At 69.0% G+C, this 15,539-nt stretch carries 12 protein-coding genes and 2 pseudogenes; 3 read left to right on the top strand and 11 right to left on the bottom strand.

The annotated features are described in order from the left end of the window. Positions 1-35: 35 nt before the first annotated feature. Together ACH4FX_RS31795 and ACH4FX_RS31790 are read right to left on the bottom strand one after the other, a co-directional pair. A complete protein-coding gene (locus ACH4FX_RS31795; protein ID WP_398484815.1) occupies positions 36-1,802 on the bottom strand; it encodes a GMC family oxidoreductase N-terminal domain-containing protein in 1,767 nt (588 codons plus the stop codon). Continuing rightward, positions 1,795-2,688, bottom strand: coding sequence for a hypothetical protein (locus tag ACH4FX_RS31790; RefSeq protein WP_398484813.1), 894 nt, complete (start codon positions 2,686-2,688; stop codon positions 1,795-1,797). The genes ACH4FX_RS31795 and ACH4FX_RS31790 overlap by 8 nt, the downstream gene beginning before the upstream one ends. 312 nt (positions 2,689-3,000) lie before the next feature. Here ACH4FX_RS31790 and ACH4FX_RS31785 point away from each other — a divergent pair, with 312 nt between their 5' ends. Further along, positions 3,001-3,921, top strand: a complete 921-nt coding sequence (locus tag ACH4FX_RS31785; RefSeq protein WP_398484974.1) for an SDR family NAD(P)-dependent oxidoreductase — start codon at positions 3,001-3,003, stop codon at positions 3,919-3,921. Between the two features lie 117 nt (positions 3,922-4,038). Here ACH4FX_RS31785 and ACH4FX_RS31780 read toward each other — a convergent pair whose 3' ends face one another. Next, on the bottom strand, positions 4,039-4,437 hold the full coding sequence (locus ACH4FX_RS31780; protein ID WP_398484812.1) for an STAS domain-containing protein: 399 nt from the start codon (positions 4,435-4,437) through the stop codon (positions 4,039-4,041). Between the two features lie 445 nt (positions 4,438-4,882). Here ACH4FX_RS31780 and ACH4FX_RS31775 point away from each other — a divergent pair, with 445 nt between their 5' ends. After that, entirely contained in the window at positions 4,883-5,665 is a 783-nt protein-coding gene (locus tag ACH4FX_RS31775; protein ID WP_398484810.1) for a phosphotransferase enzyme family protein, read from the top strand. Positions 5,666-6,485: 820 nt separating this feature from the next. Then, positions 6,486-7,946: an insecticidal delta-endotoxin Cry8Ea1 family protein gene (locus ACH4FX_RS31770; RefSeq protein WP_398484808.1), complete on the top strand. Its 1,461-nt coding sequence runs from the start codon at positions 6,486-6,488 to the stop codon at positions 7,944-7,946. Here the strand turns inward: ACH4FX_RS31770 and ACH4FX_RS31765 are convergent. From ACH4FX_RS31765 to ACH4FX_RS31730, 8 genes and pseudogenes are all read right to left on the bottom strand, one after another. Next, entirely contained in the window at positions 7,861-8,214 is a 354-nt protein-coding gene (locus ACH4FX_RS31765; protein ID WP_398484806.1) for a DUF6192 family protein, read from the bottom strand. The two genes, ACH4FX_RS31770 and ACH4FX_RS31765, sit on opposite strands and share 86 nt — an antisense overlap. A 4-nt stretch (positions 8,215-8,218) precedes the next feature. Then, the gene (locus ACH4FX_RS31760; RefSeq protein WP_398484804.1) at positions 8,219-8,659 is read right to left on the bottom strand and encodes a recombinase family protein; all 441 of its coding nucleotides are present in this window, start codon (positions 8,657-8,659) and stop codon (positions 8,219-8,221) included. A 439-nt stretch (positions 8,660-9,098) separates the two neighbouring features. Continuing rightward, positions 9,099-9,305: a cold-shock protein gene (locus ACH4FX_RS31755; RefSeq protein WP_398484802.1), complete on the bottom strand. Its 207-nt coding sequence runs from the start codon at positions 9,303-9,305 to the stop codon at positions 9,099-9,101. A 428-nt stretch (positions 9,306-9,733) separates the two neighbouring features. Further along, positions 9,734-10,327 (bottom strand): annotated as a pseudogene (locus ACH4FX_RS31750) (recombinase family protein). A 3-nt stretch (positions 10,328-10,330) separates the two neighbouring features. After that, complete coding sequence (locus tag ACH4FX_RS31745) at positions 10,331-10,699, bottom strand: hypothetical protein (RefSeq protein ID WP_398484801.1); 369 nt, start codon at positions 10,697-10,699, stop codon at positions 10,331-10,333. Positions 10,700-10,912: 213 nt separating this feature from the next. Continuing rightward, positions 10,913-11,763: pseudogene (locus ACH4FX_RS31740) on the bottom strand (IS5 family transposase). A gap of 497 nt (positions 11,764-12,260) precedes the next feature. Continuing rightward, entirely contained in the window at positions 12,261-13,049 is a 789-nt protein-coding gene (locus tag ACH4FX_RS31735) for a MerR family transcriptional regulator (protein ID WP_398484799.1), read from the bottom strand. 348 nt (positions 13,050-13,397) lie between these two features. After that, positions 13,398-14,639: a serine hydrolase domain-containing protein gene (locus ACH4FX_RS31730; RefSeq protein WP_398484797.1), complete on the bottom strand. Its 1,242-nt coding sequence runs from the start codon at positions 14,637-14,639 to the stop codon at positions 13,398-13,400. Between the last annotated feature and the right edge of the window lie 900 nt (positions 14,640-15,539).

Genomic DNA, 15,539 nt, shown 5'->3' with positions numbered 1-15,539 from the left:
GGTGCCGGGGTCACCGTGACGCTTCGGGCGCGCGGTCACAGCCCCAGTTCGGCGAGGCGGCGGCTGACACGTCCGTCGGTCGACGCGACGGGCGCGCCGGTGCGCACCCACGGGTCCCCGCCGAAGACCCGGGTGAAGATCCGTTCGGCGGTGCGGGTCGCCAGGGCCTGGGCGGTCAGGGTCGGGTTCGCGCCGCCGAGGGAGTTCGCCAGCGCGGAGTTGTCGGCGACGTACAGCCGGTCGACGGCGCGGCTGCGGCAGTCGGCGTCCAGCACCGAGTCGCGCGGGTCCAGGCCCGTGCGCAGGGACGAGTGCACGTGCAGCGGCACCGGGAAGGTGTCGATCCGCAGTACCGTACGGGCGCCCGCGCCCCGGAGCAGCGCGGTCGCCTTGCGGGCCAGGAACTCGCGGTTGGCGAGCGTGCGGGCGCTGCGACGGCGGTGGTGCACCTCGACCTTGGGCACCGGGCCGTGGGCGTCGGCCGGGAAGGCCGAGGGCAGCACGCGGTTGCCCGGTTCGACATCGTCGTCGGTGAGCACCAGGACGTTCAGCAGCCGGTCGTGACCGCCGTCCTGCATCAGGTCGGCGAGCTCGGGTCCGAGTACGCGCCCGGTCGGTCCGTCCCACGGGCCGTGCAGTCCGCGGCCGTTGGTGTACGCGCCGCGGATGCCGCTGTCGGACGTGGTGAGGATCAGCGCCTGGAGGGCGGGCGGGAACCCGGCCTGCTGCAGGGCGCCGCGGCCGGGGAAGTCGCACCGGGCCGCGGAACCAGGGCCGCGGCTGGTGCCGACGTCGTGGTCGAAGACGCCGATGACGAAGTCCAGGTGGTGGTCGGTGAGCCCGCGCCCGACCCAGCCGTTCGGGTCGGGCAGGCCGCTGTTGCGCCACAGCCGCGGATTTTCCGTACAGCCGCCGGACAGCACCACCACGCGGGCGTCCTCCCGGTGCGTCTCGCCGGTCGCGCCCGTGCGCCAGGTGACGCCGGTCGCCGCGCCCGCTTCGGTGTGGATCCGGGTCACGAACGCGTCGGTGACCAGTTCGGCGGCCCGGCCGCCGGGGGACCAGGCCTCCGCGGTCAGCGCCATGGGGACGTAACTGTTGTCCGTGGAGCGTTTGGCGAAGAGGTTGCGCGGCGCCCGGACCGGCTGCATGCAGCCCTGCGAGCAGTGGCCGCAGAACGTACAGCCGGTGGAGCGGGGGAAGACCAGCAGGCGGGGATCGGCTGTGCGTCCGGCGTGGCCGCCCGGCTGGAGGATGGCGTTCTGCTGCGGGCGGTAGGAGTCGCCGGTGGTGGTCAGGGCCGTCTGCACGGGAATGCCGAGCGTCTCGCACCCCTGGAAGTAGACCTCCTCCTTGGTGCCCATCGCGGCCGTCCGTACGGGCAGGGTCGCCTCCACCCACTCGTAGTACGGCACCAGTTCGGCGTACGGGAACGGGAAGCGGTGGCGGGTGTCGTAGGCACCGGCGTCCGGGCCGGTGTACCCGGCGAACGTGCCGGGGTAGGCGCGCGGTGAGTTGGCGAAGTAATGCTGGGTCGTACCGCCGACCCCGGACAGCTGCATGACGAAGGAGCTCTGCGGAGTCTCCCGGAACCACGCGCTCTTCGCCCGGTCCGCCGGGCCGAAACGGAAGAAGCCGGTGAGGGGGTGGTTGGCGTCGTTCTCGAAAGGCGTCCACTCCTCGCGGGGACGGGCATGCCGGGGCCCGGCCTCCAGCAGCAGGACGTCCAGCCCGCGCCCCGCCAGTTCCTTGGCGACGACCGGGCCGCCGCCACCCGCACCGACGACGATGACGTCACGCACGTCCGGCGGCCTCCTTACGGCCCTGGTAGTAGCCCGTGAAGTCGTCGAGCCCGTCGGCCCGGCCGTCGTATCCGGTGAGCCGCCACCCCACGGGCAGCGCCGTGACGTCCCGCCGCCCGGCGTCCCACACGGCCTGTTCGGTGAAGCTGCCGAAGGCGGCGAGCGCCTGCAGCCCGCTGCCCAGGTACTTCAGCAGACCGGACACGGAGCCGCGCGCCGGTTGCGGAAGGCGCGTGTCCAGCAGGGCGACCAGGTCGGAGTCGGTGTGCTCCAGCAGCTCGAACACCCGGGCCTTGCCACGGTAGGACAGCCGGGAGAACGGCGAGAGGAACGGACCGCGGACCGCCACCGGATCGACCCGTGTGGCGAGGAGGCCGAGCAGCACGGCCGTGACGAGCGACAGGGGGATCTTCTCGTCCCCGCGCAGCAGCAGGCGCAGCGCGGCGTCCAGCCGCCCCAGCTCCAGCGGCAGCTGACGGGGCAGCTCGGCCCCCGCCTCCGACGTGGCCGTCGCCAGTGCCGTGGCCAGCGGCCGGGCCACTTCCTGCGGGAACGGTACGAACCGGTCGAGCGAGGCCACGACGAGATCACCGGCCTCGGCGGCGACCCCGCCCGCCCGGCCGCGCGGGGTGCCCTGCGCGCGGGAGTAGGCGTCGTCGCCGGGCAGCGCGAAGGCGGCGAGACCGCGGAAGGCGTCCAGGGCCAGCCGGGCGAGCACCGGCCGCAGCAGGCCGATCAGCTCCTCCACCCCCGGCACCGGCGCGGCGGCGGCCCGCCCGGCACCGCCGGTCAGCCCCGCTCCGGCGGCGGCGCCGAGAATGCCCGTACGGGCCAGGAAGACGCGCCGGGGCAACGGCACGGACAGCGGCGGCGGGGGCTCGGTCATGGGCGGCTCCGTAGCGTCCGGTGGCCCGTCGTCGGGCCGTCACCTACGGACAACGCCTGGGGCACGGGTCAGGTACCGGGCGTGTCGAGGGCTGCTGTCGGCGGCGCGTCGGCGGCCGCTGCGATCTTTCCCTATGGGAGGGGCCGGGCGCCGGAAAGGCCGGTGCAGCCGTCCCGTCCGTCGCCGTCCGCCGGCCCTGAGAGCAAGACCGAGGAGCCTGTCACCGTGCCTTCCGTATACCGGCCTTCGCACCAGCCCCCGAACCGTCATCCGGGCTCGTCCCGCCACCGCGCCCCGTCCCGGCCGTGGGACGTGCACCGGCCGCCACCCGCCGAGGGCAAGGTCTTCCTGATCACCGGCGGCAACGCGGGCATCGGCTACTTCGTCGCGGAACAGCTCGCCGGGACGGGCGCCACCGTCGTGCTGGGCAGCCGCGACCGTACGAAGGCCGGGGCCGCCGCGGCGAGCATCCGCTCCCGTGTGCCGGACGCCCGCGTACGGCACGTCCCGCTGGATCTGGCGGACCTGTCCTCCCTCCAGGGCTGCGTGGACGCGCTCGCCCTGGACCGCCTCGACGCGGTGGTGCACAACGCCGGGGTGGCGCTCGACGATCCGCCGCGCCGCGAGACCAAGGACGGCCACGAGCTGATGTTCGGCACCAACCACCTCGGGCACTTCGCGCTGACCAGGTGGCTGGCGCCCCTGCTCACGGCCGCGCCGGCCGCCCGCGTCGTCACCGTCGGCAGCTTCGCGGCGAAATCCGAGCGACTGGATCTGAACGACGTGCAGTCCCGTACGGACGACTACCGCCCGAAGCGGACCTACGGACGCTCGAAGCTGGCACAGATGTCCTTCGGTTTCGAACTCGACCGTCGGCTGCGCGCACTGGGCAGCACAGTTCGCAGCCTGGTGGCCCACCCCGGTGGCGCCCTGGACTCCCTGACGCCCTCGCGCCCGCCGGTGCACGTACGGACTTCCGGCGAGCGGCTGCGCGGCCTGCCCGCCGAGCTGCTCATCCAGGGCAAGGACGCCGGCGCGTGGCCCGTGGTGCGGGCCGTCCTCGACCCGGAGGCGACGGGCGGGCAGCTATGGGGCCCACGGGTGTTCGGCCTGCGCGGTCTGCCGCGGGCCGAACCGGTCGAGGGGGAGATGGCCGATGCCGCCCTCGCGGCACGGCTGTGGGACACCGGCTGCGCGCTGACCGGTACGGAACCGGACCTTGCTTTCCTGTGACGGACGTCACGGGTAACCGCCCCCCGTCGAAAGGCCGTTGCGGGTCGCTGCTTTCCATCGGCCGCCCGGAACGCCGGGCGCCGCACGGACCGCACTGACGTCCCCGTACGCGGCGACTCAGCCGCCGTCCGTCGTCAGAGATAAGTCGCCGTCACCCGAAGCCAGTTCGGCCGGGGTCCACGGCCGGCCGGAGGCGGGCAGGCCGGCCACCGCCGCCTCGACGTCCCGATGGGCGGGCAGCAGCCAGGCGGTGCCGGTGCGGGCGGCCAGCTGGCGCGCCACGGCACTGGCTCCGATCAGGACCACCCCGCCTCCGGTCGTGCGCAGCAGCATCGACAGGCGCGCCAGGGTGCCCAGCGCTTCGACGTCCAGCTCGCCGGCCGCGGTCACGTCCACCAGGACCACCGGGGCCGTCGCCCCGCACCGGACGGCCCTGGCCAGCCGTGCGGCGGCCGTCGGCGCGTGCCCTGTGAGGGCGAGCAGGTGGTAGCGGGAACCCGCGGTGGGCGAGGACATGGGCGGTCACCTTTCTCGGAAAGCCGTACGTGTGCTTGCACGAACTTTCCGGGTTCTCCGCGGAGCGCGGGTTACTCCTCCGTCGGCGTACGCGAAATTACGTTCCTTTTTCGCGGGCGCACGTGCGTTCGCCGCGCCGGTCGGGCCTGTAGCCGGGGCGCGCCGTGGAGCTTCAGCGTTCCGGAGTCTCCGCCGCCCGCGCCCGTCGCCCGCACCAGAACAGCAGCAGACAGGCGAGCGCCGCGAACACCGTGTTGCCCACCAGGAGAAACCGACGAGTTCGCCGGGTCTCGGAGGGCTTTGCCGTGGAACCCGCTGCCGATTCCTCGCTGCCGCAGGGAGCCTGGCGTGGGTTCGCCTTCTACGGCCTGGGACAAGATCGCAGTCCCGCCACGCTCCCCCTTAATGGGGTGATCATGACGAGCTGATCCGACACACTGGTTCGATGCGGCACGATGATGAACAGCGCTTGTCCGGTGGCAATGTCAGCGATGGTGTGGTTCGCGTCGGGGACACCGTTCGCCGTCCGGCCGGACCATGGACTCCCGCTGTGCATGCCCTGCTTGCCCACCTGCACGAGGTGGGATTCGGCGCGGCGCCTCGTCCGCTCGGCATGGACGATCAGGGGCGTGAGGTCCTGACCTTCATGCCGGGAGATGTGGTCTGGCCCGACCGGTTCTCGCTGATGGAACCCGCTCGACAACTGGCCCGCGTGGCACGGCTGATCCGTGATTTCCACGACGCTGTGGAGGACTTCACGCCGCCCTCCGACGCGCGGTGGCAGACGCTGATCCCCGCTGAGGGCAGTGACATCATCGCCCATAACGACCTGGCCCCCTGGAACCTCGTGGTCGCAGGCGAGGCGCGGTGGGCCTTCATCGACTGGGACGCTGCGGGTCCCGGCTCGCGCCTGTGGGATGTCGCATACGCCCTTCACGGGTTCATCCCGCTGTCCGCGCATCCGGACTGGCGGAGTCCGGAGGCGGCGGACCGACTGCGGGTCTTCGCCGATGCCTACGGTCTGGCGGAGTCCGAACGCCGTCGGTTGGTCCCTCTACTGGGGCGTCGTACGCGTTCCATGCACGACTTCCTGCGCGACCAGGCAGCCCAAGGAGCCCTGCCCTGGGCAAGGCTGTGGGCTGAAGGCCACGGCGACACCTGGCGAAACGACGCCGAATACATCGAGCAACGCGAGGACCAGTGGATGCAGGCCCTGCTCGCCTGCTGAGTAGTGCGCGCAATACCCGCGGCGCGTTCGGCGGTTCCGTTTGCCTCTTGTGAAGGGGCGGGGTCACCAGCCCAAGGGCGGACGCCGCCCCGCCGTGGCGGCCACGAAGACCGAGGCCGTGCGCACCGCGTATCTGGAAGGCCGATCCATCGCCGCCCTCGCCCGCGACCACGGCGTCAGCCGCAGCGCAATCCATACCGCCGTCGCCGACCCCCTGCCCGACCACACCGCTATCGAGGAGGACACTCCGCCGCCGGAACTGCCGGTCACCCTCGACATACCGGGCAAGGTCGCCGACTTCCTCCGCACCACTGAGCTGGAGCCCGCCGAGCGGGCTGCGCTCGACCAGGGGGTGACCGTACGGCGCGGCCAGGGCTACACCCTGCGCTCAGCACCGTCCCCGCTGCGCACCTCGGACTCCTCGCCCGCTGCCCGCCGCTCGACGGCGGCCACGGCGTTCCCGCGGTCCCGGCCCAGCGCAAAGCCCGTCGCGAGTACGAGAACCGGGTCAGCATCCTTGCTCCGATCGGACCATGATCGTTCTCAGTGTCAACGGCTGTACCGATGTTCCCCGAGGCCGGACTCCGCCGTGATTGGTCGGGCCAGTCCCCATCCAGCCCTTGCGGTCGTGCATGTTCGTGCCGACGCATGGAGTCCGGGGAACGACGTGGCCTGTCGAAGGGCTGCGCGGTGCGAGACACAGTGCCTGGCGCGAGGCCCCGGCCTCGTCGAACGGGATGCGGCAGGAACCGGATACCAATCCATTTCATCCTGCTTCGCTGCTGATGTGGTCGCCGGTGGTCGGGACATGGAGGAAGATATGAGCGCAGAACGTAACACTTCGGCAGTTGCAACCGGCGACGCTGAACCCGGAGGGGCCGCGGTCAGGGAAGGAAGCGTATTCGCGGCGCCGGACGCCGAGGGGGTGAGCCCGCTTTTCGCCGACAGCGGCCAAATTGTGGGCTTCGACAGGGACGCTGCGGCTCAGAAAGCCACAAAGAAGCTGACCTGCGGCCTCCTCGGGCTCGTTCCGTACGGCGGGAAGGTCCTGGGTGGCGCCGCCGAGGGCCTCCTGGACGCGTTCTGGCCAGATCAGAAGAACGACGTGTGGGAATCGATCCGCGACAAAGTTGCAGTAATGATCGACGCGGCACTCAGAGGTTTCTGCAACGACTTAATGGTAAACGACCTCAAGAAGTTGATGAGAGAGAGTGACGAATACCGCAAGGCGGCGAAGGATGTCCTGGAAGGGAAGGAGGGAAGGAAGGAGGACGCCAGGAGCTACTGGACCGGAGCTGTCACGAAAGCCAAAGATCTAGCCCTGGTGACATGCCGGAACGAAGCATACAGGTACGGGGCTCTCCCAGTGTATGCGCAGGCTGCAAATATGCACTTGGCTCTTCTTAGGGAGAAGGCTCTTCACGGCGACAAGATCGATTTCCGGAACGACTCCATCAGCGCTGCGGTACAAGAGCTGAAGCAGTACGGCGGCGCCGGCGGAGAGCATACGTCGCACGTGATGAAGACATACAAGAAGCCGATGCTCCAGGGAGGCGGCCTGAGCTGGACACGGTTCTTCGACTGGCAGCGCGAGATGTGGCTGGCAGCTGCCGAATACACGCTGTTGTGGGCCTACGTCGACAAGCTCGACACCAAGCCCCCGGAAGAGATCCCTCGGAACGTGGAGCTCTTCCTGGGCCCTTTCGGCAAATTCGTCCACGAGCAATTCGAAGAATTCGTCAAGCCGTTCAGATCTGACCCTCTTCCTCGTCCGCCGATGCACGAGATCATGAACGGTGTCATTATTTCTGCGAAACGCCATCCAGGCGTCTACCGCATCAAGTGCAAGTTCGGGAGCGAGTGGGCAAAAGGAGACGGATACGATAATTGGGGCTGCCGGGACGAGCGATGTTCACACAGTCGTGAGTACGACGGGTGTGGCGGCGGAGTAAGGGAGGAGAGCGTATACCACCCTGGACCGAAGGGTCCCCCTTGGAAGCACGACACGGAACATCAGTTCCATAGATTGGAACTTCGGCTGCGGAAAAATACGGCGGCTCCGCTCAGTGTCTCGTACCTTGCCCTCGAATCCCGCCAGGGTCGGGCGAAGGGAGGAGCCCAAATTGCGGACCTGGAATACCCCGTCTGGGTCGAGTACTGGCTCGATGACTGGTGCGTGTCGCAGGTTCGCGCGTTCAATGCAAACCAGTCCACCGACCATTCTTTGCAGTCGGCCCTGATCGGGCTCCGGCCGTTTTCCCCATGGAAGAAAACTGTGTGACGACGGGTCGTGTCGCTCCGAATCCAGTCACAATGCAGACCTGGTAGGCCTGCTCGAACTGCATTCGGCGCCTGAGCAGGTCGACCGCCACCCGGCAAGCCACCGCTTCCTCTCGCACCAGATCGGCGACAGCTTCGACCTTCTCCTCCACCGTGACCGGGGCAGACGTCTTCCAGCCCACCACCCGCTTCGCGGCGTCCCCGTCCCACGACCTGCGCCCCGTCCGCTCATTCGGCTCTGTCCTCCCGAAGCTACGGCGAAGTGACAAGTAGCTATCTGTAATCAGAGTGACGCTCGGTCAGGGTGGGAGATACGGGTCCGGGGACTTCGTTGGCCTGGAGCACGGAAGGCAGGGGCCTGCTCGACGGCTTCGGGGTATGCCTCGCGTTTGGCGTGCTCGGCGAGCGCCCGGTAGATGCTGGCGATGGAGGGGTTCTGCCCTTGCGCTTGCCGGTGGGGATGATCAGGTCGGGCTGGATCTGCTCGACGGACTCACCGCCCGCGCGGCGCCGCAGCACGGTGTGGAGCATGTCATCGGTGATGACCGGCGGCCGGCCCCCGTGCTTGCCCTTCCGGGCCGCGGTGTCGAGCCCCTCCAGCGTCGACTCGCGGATGTTCTCCCGCTCGGTCTCCGCCATCGCCGCGAAGAACGCGAACAGCGGCTCTCCCGGCCCGGTGGGATCGTAGATGCCGGGGAGGGGCCCGGCGAGCATCTCCAGGACCAGGCCGTGGGCGGTGAGGGGCCGCCACCGGGTAGACGTGGATCGCGTGGCTGTCCGCGTTGTACTTGCGCGTCCCTTGCAAGGTCGCCGCCCCCGTGCGGATCGTTCGGGCCGGCTGTGTGGGTGTCATGGGCGGGGGGGGGCTGGCCGTTCGTCAGCCGCAGCCGCAACCGGATCGTCGATACTGTCCGCGGCGTGGACGCGATGCTGAGCACGCGCGCGGCGCCGGGCGTGCGGGAGCGGGCTGGCCGAGGCCCTGGGCGACGCCGTGTCCGTCCTGGCGGGGGCGAGGAAGCGGTCGAGGCGACCGGCAGGACCGGGTCGATCCGTATCCGGGCTCAGCAGCGGCCGCACGCCATCGGCCTCACCCTCACCGCCCCCGCCGGAGCAGCCTCAGCACCCACGCCGACCCCCGTGACGGCAGGTGGGGTCAGTCCACTACCCGGACCCGTTCGGCCTGCGGGCCCTTGGGGCCTTGAACGGTCTCGAACTCGACCCGCTGGTTCACCTCCAGGGACCGGTACCCCAGGGCGTCGATCGCCGAGAAGTGCACGTACACGTCCGGGCCGCCGCCCTCCTGCTGGATGTAACCGAAGCCCTTCTCCGCGTCGAACGACTTCACCGTGCCACTCGCCATCTGCCGGGCCCACCAGGCAGTCAGGAGCCCGGGCCGAGCAGGGACGTCAGATCCTGCATCGCGGCCGCCGACGGCTTGAAGTAGGGGTCCAGCCAAGGTGGACTCAAAAGCCGCCACGGGATGATCTTGAAGGTAGCGAGGGGCAGGCGATCGTCTGGCTGAGCAAGGCGGCGGCTATGCCGACAGCCAGCGCTCCACGCTCCATACCGTGTGTTCCGGCGGCCGCCTGCTGTGGGCCGCCGCCCGCATCCGGCTCGACCGTCCTCCGGTCGGTGCGTCAGATGCCGGGCCGGGCTGTAACGGGCCCTGGCCTGGTTCGTCCCCGCGCTCCTCGGTCTCGTCTGCGCCGTACGGCCCGAACGGGCCCTCCTCGCCCGGCTTCGCGCCCAGGTGCGGGGCGCCTCCCTTGGCCCGGTGGTAGCCAGAGATCACCGGTTGCCGCCTTCGAGCTGGGCGGGGATGCGGCTGGCCCGCAGCTCGCGCAGGTCGGGGATGTGGTTGTAGAGCGTGCCCGGGGAGACGCCGAGCATCTTGGCGATCGCAGTGATGGAGTGCTCGGGTTTGGGCAGCAGGTCCCGGGCCATGTTCAGGATCTTCTCGTCGGCCACGGTGGGCCGGCCGCCGACCTTGCCGCGGGCGCGGGCGGCGGCCAGGCCCTCGCGGGTGCCGGAGACGATGAGTTCGCGGATGAACTCCGCCAGGGGGCGAAGACGTGGAAGACGAGCCGGCCGCCGGGGGTGGTGGTGTCGAGGTTCTCGTGCAGGGAGGTGAAGCCGATCTCGCGGCGGCGGAGCTCGGCCACCATGTTGATCAGGTCCTGGAGGGACCGGCCGTAGCGGTCGAGGGCGGGGGACCACCAGGGTGTCGCCGACGTCGAGGAAGGCATGGCATGCCTTGAGCTCGGGGCGGAGGTCGTTCTTGCCGGTCTTCTTGTCCGCGAAGATCTTCCGGCACCCGGCCGCCTTGAGGGCGTCGGGCTGACGCCTGGCTGCCCTTTGGCCGGAAGACACATTCAGAGTGATTTATCAGCCGGTGAGGGCGCCGAGGCCGTTGGTGAGGCCATTGAGGGCGCCACCAGAAAAGTCAGCACTACCGCAGTGGTTGGACGGTCCGCTGATGGGCAGCCCGGCGAGGTTGCCGTCGCCGGTTCCGGTGCCGTGAGCGGTTGTTCCGGTGGCGTGGGGTGCCCCGCGGTTGGCGCAGGAGTTTCCGAATGCGGGGGAGGCGATCGGCAGGATGCCGCCCGCAGAGGCGGGCGCGGCCGCTGCACCGACAGTAAGGAGTGCAAGGCAGGTGATGGCGTAAGTCCGGTTCATACGTTTGGTAACGACCCATCCCTGATGCGGGATACGCGCCGTTGCGGCAGGCCAGAGCATGGCGATGTTCCCTCTCATGGCGAAACGCTTGCATACCCCACCACCGAAGGTGCACCGCCGAGACGGCTGTCACCTCACCCTCGGGCGGCCGGAGAAGCTGCCCCTGATCGGCCGAGGAAGCCACGGCCCGGTGAATGTAGCTGTCCACCCGCCACAAGGAGTCACTGATCAGCGGATGTGACACAGCCACTGAGAGGACGTCTGGTTCACGAAGTTTGTGAGTGATTGCGGTTATGCGTCTCGCCGGGTTGTGGTGGTTTCGCCGGTTGCTCGTTTCGCGTGGTTCGAGATCATGGCGAGTCGGATCATGCTTTCGGAGTGCTCCGGCTTGGTTTCGTAGTCGCGGGCCAGGCGGCGGTGCATCATGATCCACCCGAAACTGTGCTCTACCGCCCAGCGTCTTGGGGTCACTGAGAAGCCTTTGGCCTGGGTGTTCCTGGGGACGGCGTCGACGTCGACGTCGATGCCGAGCGTGGCGCCGTGTTCGATGGCCTGGTTCTTGTAGCCGGTGTCGGCCCATGCCTTGGTGATGGTGGGGTGGGTGGTGGCGAGTTGGGTGAGGAGCTGTTTGCCGGCGTCGTTGTCGGAGACGCTGGCCGCGGTGGCCATGACCAGCAGCAACAGGCCGAGGGTGTCGACGACGATGCTGCGTTTGCGGCCGACGATCTTCTTGCCGGCGTCGATGCCCTGGGTGCTGGTGGGGACGCTGGGGGCGGTCTTGATGCTCTGGGCGTCGATGGCGCAGGCGGTGGGTTCGGCCTTGCGGCCTTCCTGCTCGCGGACCAGGTGGTGCAGGGGGATGCCGAGTTTCTCGATGGTGCCGTCGGCACTCCAGGTGCTGAAGTGAGAGAAGACAGTGGTGTGCGCGGGGAAGTCGTGCGGCAGGTAGCGCCAGGGGATGCCGGTGCGGTTGACGTAGAGGATGGCGTTCATGACTTCGCGCAGGTCGGCGAGCTTGCCGCCCAGGTGAGCGAGGTCTTCTGCCGCTCGGCCCGCCAGGCTGTGAGGGTCGGTTCCATCAGGGCCCAGCGGGCGTCGGAGAGGTCGGACGGGTATGCCTTGCGGGGCCGCTGCGCTGTCATGACAGCACTGAAACGACCGGGAGTTGGAGGCTGTACATCACCCGCCCGTGCGACCTGCGGGGACGCTCCTCGCGAATTCGAACCGGACAGGAGCTGTTGGGGCAGAACGGGACGACACGCCAGGCCTGCGACAGACACCAGCACTGGGCATTGAGCCAAGCAGGGCCAATCAGCCGATCCTGGGCGGTCGACAAAACCGTCAAACCTGCACGTCAGCAGCACGAACGTCCTCTGAGAGGTCGTTTTCACCGGCAGAGTCTGCTTGCTCCCAACATATCCTTGTGGCGAGGTGGCACTCAGAGCCGGCGGTGGCAGGCGACGCCTGTGGTTCACGGGAGGCCCGTATCGCCTGTCTCATGCCGCAGGATCTGTCTCACTCCACGAGGTGCGGTTCATCCCGTTACGTACCTATCCGTCATGCGCAGATCCGGGAAACAAGCGGCGCCTGTAAAGCACTGAGACGCACGGTGGAGAACAAACCAGCAGAAACCGCCCTCTCAGTCAGTGGGAGTCTGGTGCGCGATGTCGATTCCCGCCGAGCGCAGGTGCGTCTCGGCCAGTACTGCCAGCCGGGCCCAGGCCGGCTTCCGGTCTTCGCCGTGACGGGTGAGCAGCTGGTAGCGGCTCGCCCCGTCGCCGCGGTCCTGAAGGCCGGTCAGGACAGGGAGCAGCCAGGGGTTGGCGAGGAAGTGGTCGGCCAGCTCTGCGGCGAGTTGGTCGATCCTGGGGTCATTTGGTTCCCAGTCGCCGGCCCGCCAGCAGCGTTGGGTCAACGAGACGTACCGGGGATCGTCGAGGCCGCGCTCGATCTGGGCGAGATACTTGTCGAAGCCTTCCGGTACCAGGGCCCTGACCAGCACCAGGGCCTCTCGGACTGTAGTCACGTCGTCCGCGGTGTATCCGAGGTCTGGAAACCGGTTCAGGAACGCGCAGGCGTGGTCGGGCAGCAGGGCGCGGTCTCCGCCTGCGAGCCGGTGCAGCATGTCGCGCCGTGCGATCAGTTCGTCGATCTGGTTGGTGAGCTGCTGTTCGACGCTGACGAGCGCGGCGGCGAACCGGTCCGGGTCGGCGTCCAGTATGGCCGCGATCTGGGCCAGTGGTACACCCGCGCCGGCCAGCGTTCGGACCTGGATCAGCCGCAGCAGGTCGGCCGATCCGTAGCGCCGGTAACCGGACCTGTCGCGTCGGGGCTCGTTGATCAGGCCGTGCTGGTGGTAGTGCCGGATGGTCTTCACCGTGACGCCGGCGAATGCTGCGGCTTGGCCGATGGTGATGCCGTCTGTCATGTCGTCAGTGGACCATGTGCCGGAACTGCACTCGCCCGTCCCCCTCTGGAGTGGCTGGGTAGTCAAGCAGACAGCTGCCGTTCACCGTGATCACGCCCGGTGGCCCGGTCCAGGTTCCGGATCCCGCCCGTCGACCGCTTCGACCGGTTGAGGGCCCGCCCGTCGTAGGCGGTGTGCCGCCCGTCCGTGGCGAGTTCAGCGAGCACGGGCCGCCGGGGCCGGTGGTCGGCATGGGGGCGGTTCCTATAGGCGATGGGACAGGTCATGGATGTCGCTAATGTTCGGCCGGGTCGTCAACAGGGTCTGCTCCCGGGCGCCGAAGCGGCCGAACTGGTCGCATCCGGGCCGTCAGCCCGCCGCCCGCTGGCCGCAGAACACCTCCTTGATGAGTCTGTCCAGCGCCTTCGGATACACCTCTGCCGGGTTGATCGGTGCGTCCCCGGTGGTTATCGAGGCGGTCAGGGTCTTACTGCCGTCGGGCGTGCTGATCATCAGTGCCCCGTAGCCTCCCGGAGGGCTGCCGTTGTGGTGAACGACGGTGGGGCAGTTCGGGCCTGGGGCCTGCACGAACAGCCCCAAGCCGTAGCCGAGCTTCCCATGCGGCTTGCTCATCTCGGCCAACAGCCGGGCCGGCAGGAGCTTGCCGCCCAACAGAGCGGAGATGAACGTCTGGAGGTCCTGGGTGGTCGAGATCATGTCACCGGCGCCGGCCAGCAGGGAGAGGTTCTGGTGGGTGACGTCGGACACCTTCCACTCGTCGGCGTCCTGGTAGCGGTAGTAGCCGTGGGCGTGCGGCCCGGGGAGCTGCGTCCGGGTGCCCGGCACCTCGGTGGCTGACAGGCCGAGCGGCCGCAGGATTCGTCGCTGCATCTCCTCGGTGTAGGAGCGTCCGGTGGCCTTCTCAATCAGCAGCAAGGCCAGCGTGTAGTTGGTGTTGGAGTAGTTCTGGTCCGTCCCCGGCGCGAACCGCGGCGGCTTGGACATCGCGAGCCGCACCAACTCCTGCGGCCGGTAGGTGCGGAACCGGTTGTCCACCCAGTCCTTGCCCGCGGCGGGGATCCCCGGCACGACCTTCCCGCCGGGGTAGTGCTCGCCGGTGTAGTCGAACAACCCGCTGGTGTGCTGCAGCAGCATCCGCACGGTGATCCGCTGGTCCAGCTTGAACTCGGGCAGATAGCCGGCCACCGGGGCGTCCAGCCCGATCCTGCCCTCGGCCACCAGCTGCAGCACCAGGGTCGCGGTGAAGGCCTTGGTGGTGCTGCCTATCCAAAACCGCCCGTTCGTCGGCGGCTTGGTGGTCTGGCCCAGCTTGCGCACCCCGGCGCTGCCGACCCACTCGTCCTGCTGATCGCGCACGCGCATCTGCATCCCGGCGTAACCGGCATCGACCCATTCCTGGATGGCTTTCTGCAGCTCCGGGCTATCCTGCCCGGCAGCGGTCTTTGGCACGGCCGTGCTGTCCGCGCTGGCAACCCCGGGTGTGGCAACTCCGGCCAGCAGCGTGGCCGCCATCGCCGTGACCACCACTCGCCGGGAGATCAACGGCACCCGGCCTCGATTGTTGTTGACGGTGTGGAGTGGCTCCCCCATGGCTCTTCCTTAACTCGCGAAGAATGTGTCTGGCGTAGCTCGAAAGCGCAACGGCGGCGCGGCGGCTATCGGCCCCTTCGAGGCGGCCATGCGGTGAGTGTGTGCCCTGCCCCAAGGGCAAGGTCAACCCGCGCTGGCCTGCCGACTCCGGATCACGCTCGCTTGCCCCTCAGCCTTGGTGGCGGGGCCTCCTGGGGCTCCGCTCCTCTCAGGGGCAATTTCGCCGAGGAGCTGTGCCTGCACACGTTCTGGTAGGACACCCTCCGCGAGAACCGGGTCCGGCCCAGCAGGCTGGTCCTTACAGGCCCGCCTGGAACGACGGCTCGCTGCGGGACGCGCGAGCGTCCCCAGTTGCAGCGTCAACTGGTCGCCGGGAACACTTCTGTCAGCTACGGCATGGTCCGCGTCTACATCGCCACTCTGCGCGCTGCCCCACTGGACGCACCAATCTCCGAGTGCGTTGAGCATGCGGTGCTGACGTGCACACCGAGCCCGAACCTGACCGGTTCGCATATACGCGAGTGTGCGACAGGCCGATCGTGCGGGCGAAACCGCACGGTGTACTGCTCCAGGCGCCGGAAGGCGGGTTCCGCTGCCGCCATGAAGGCCCCACCGGGGGCAGCCGGCTCGGTCGGCTGCAACGTCCGTGCCGGAAACGTACCCCCCACGTAGGGCAGGTCGAGTGGCCCGGATCGCTTCTGTGATGGAGCGGTTTGGTTGGGTGAGCGCTGTGCTTGGCCACCTGAGCGCGGGGGAGAGCCTGGCCAGACAAAGCTTTTCCAGGCGGAGGGCTCCTGGCCCTGCGACCTGAGACTCACCGCGGTTCCCCGCAGTCGGCGGCGAAGTGTGTGCGTCACTGAGAAGGCCGATGCGGCCGCTGATCGCGGTTGTGAGTTCCGG

The sequence above is a fragment of the Streptomyces sp. NPDC018019 genome, from assembly GCF_044327805.1.
GTDB lineage: Bacteria > Actinomycetota > Actinomycetes > Streptomycetales > Streptomycetaceae > Streptomyces.
The sequence above is the reverse complement of the archived record's forward strand: the minus strand, read 5'-3'. Positions and strand labels throughout refer to the sequence as shown.

Coding starts and splice junctions, on each gene's coding strand:
- ACH4FX_RS31730 (WP_398484797.1), bottom strand. CDS start 14,639: ATGGGGGAGCCACTCCACACCGTCAACAACAATCGAGGCCGGGTGCCG.
- ACH4FX_RS31755 (WP_398484802.1), bottom strand. CDS start 9,305: ATGGCGAGTGGCACGGTGAAGTCGTTCGACGCGGAGAAGGGCTTCGGT.
- ACH4FX_RS31770 (WP_398484808.1), top strand. CDS start 6,486: ATGAGCGCAGAACGTAACACTTCGGCAGTTGCAACCGGCGACGCTGAA.
- ACH4FX_RS31760 (WP_398484804.1), bottom strand. CDS start 8,659: ATGCTCGCCGGGCCCCTCCCCGGCATCTACGATCCCACCGGGCCGGGA.
- ACH4FX_RS31735 (WP_398484799.1), bottom strand. CDS start 13,049: ATGACAGACGGCATCACCATCGGCCAAGCCGCAGCATTCGCCGGCGTC.
- ACH4FX_RS31790 (WP_398484813.1), bottom strand. CDS start 2,688: ATGACCGAGCCCCCGCCGCCGCTGTCCGTGCCGTTGCCCCGGCGCGTC.
- ACH4FX_RS31745 (WP_398484801.1), bottom strand. CDS start 10,699: ATGAGAGGGAACATCGCCATGCTCTGGCCTGCCGCAACGGCGCGTATC.
- ACH4FX_RS31780 (WP_398484812.1), bottom strand. CDS start 4,437: ATGTCCTCGCCCACCGCGGGTTCCCGCTACCACCTGCTCGCCCTCACA.
- ACH4FX_RS31775 (WP_398484810.1), top strand. CDS start 4,883: ATGCGGCACGATGATGAACAGCGCTTGTCCGGTGGCAATGTCAGCGAT.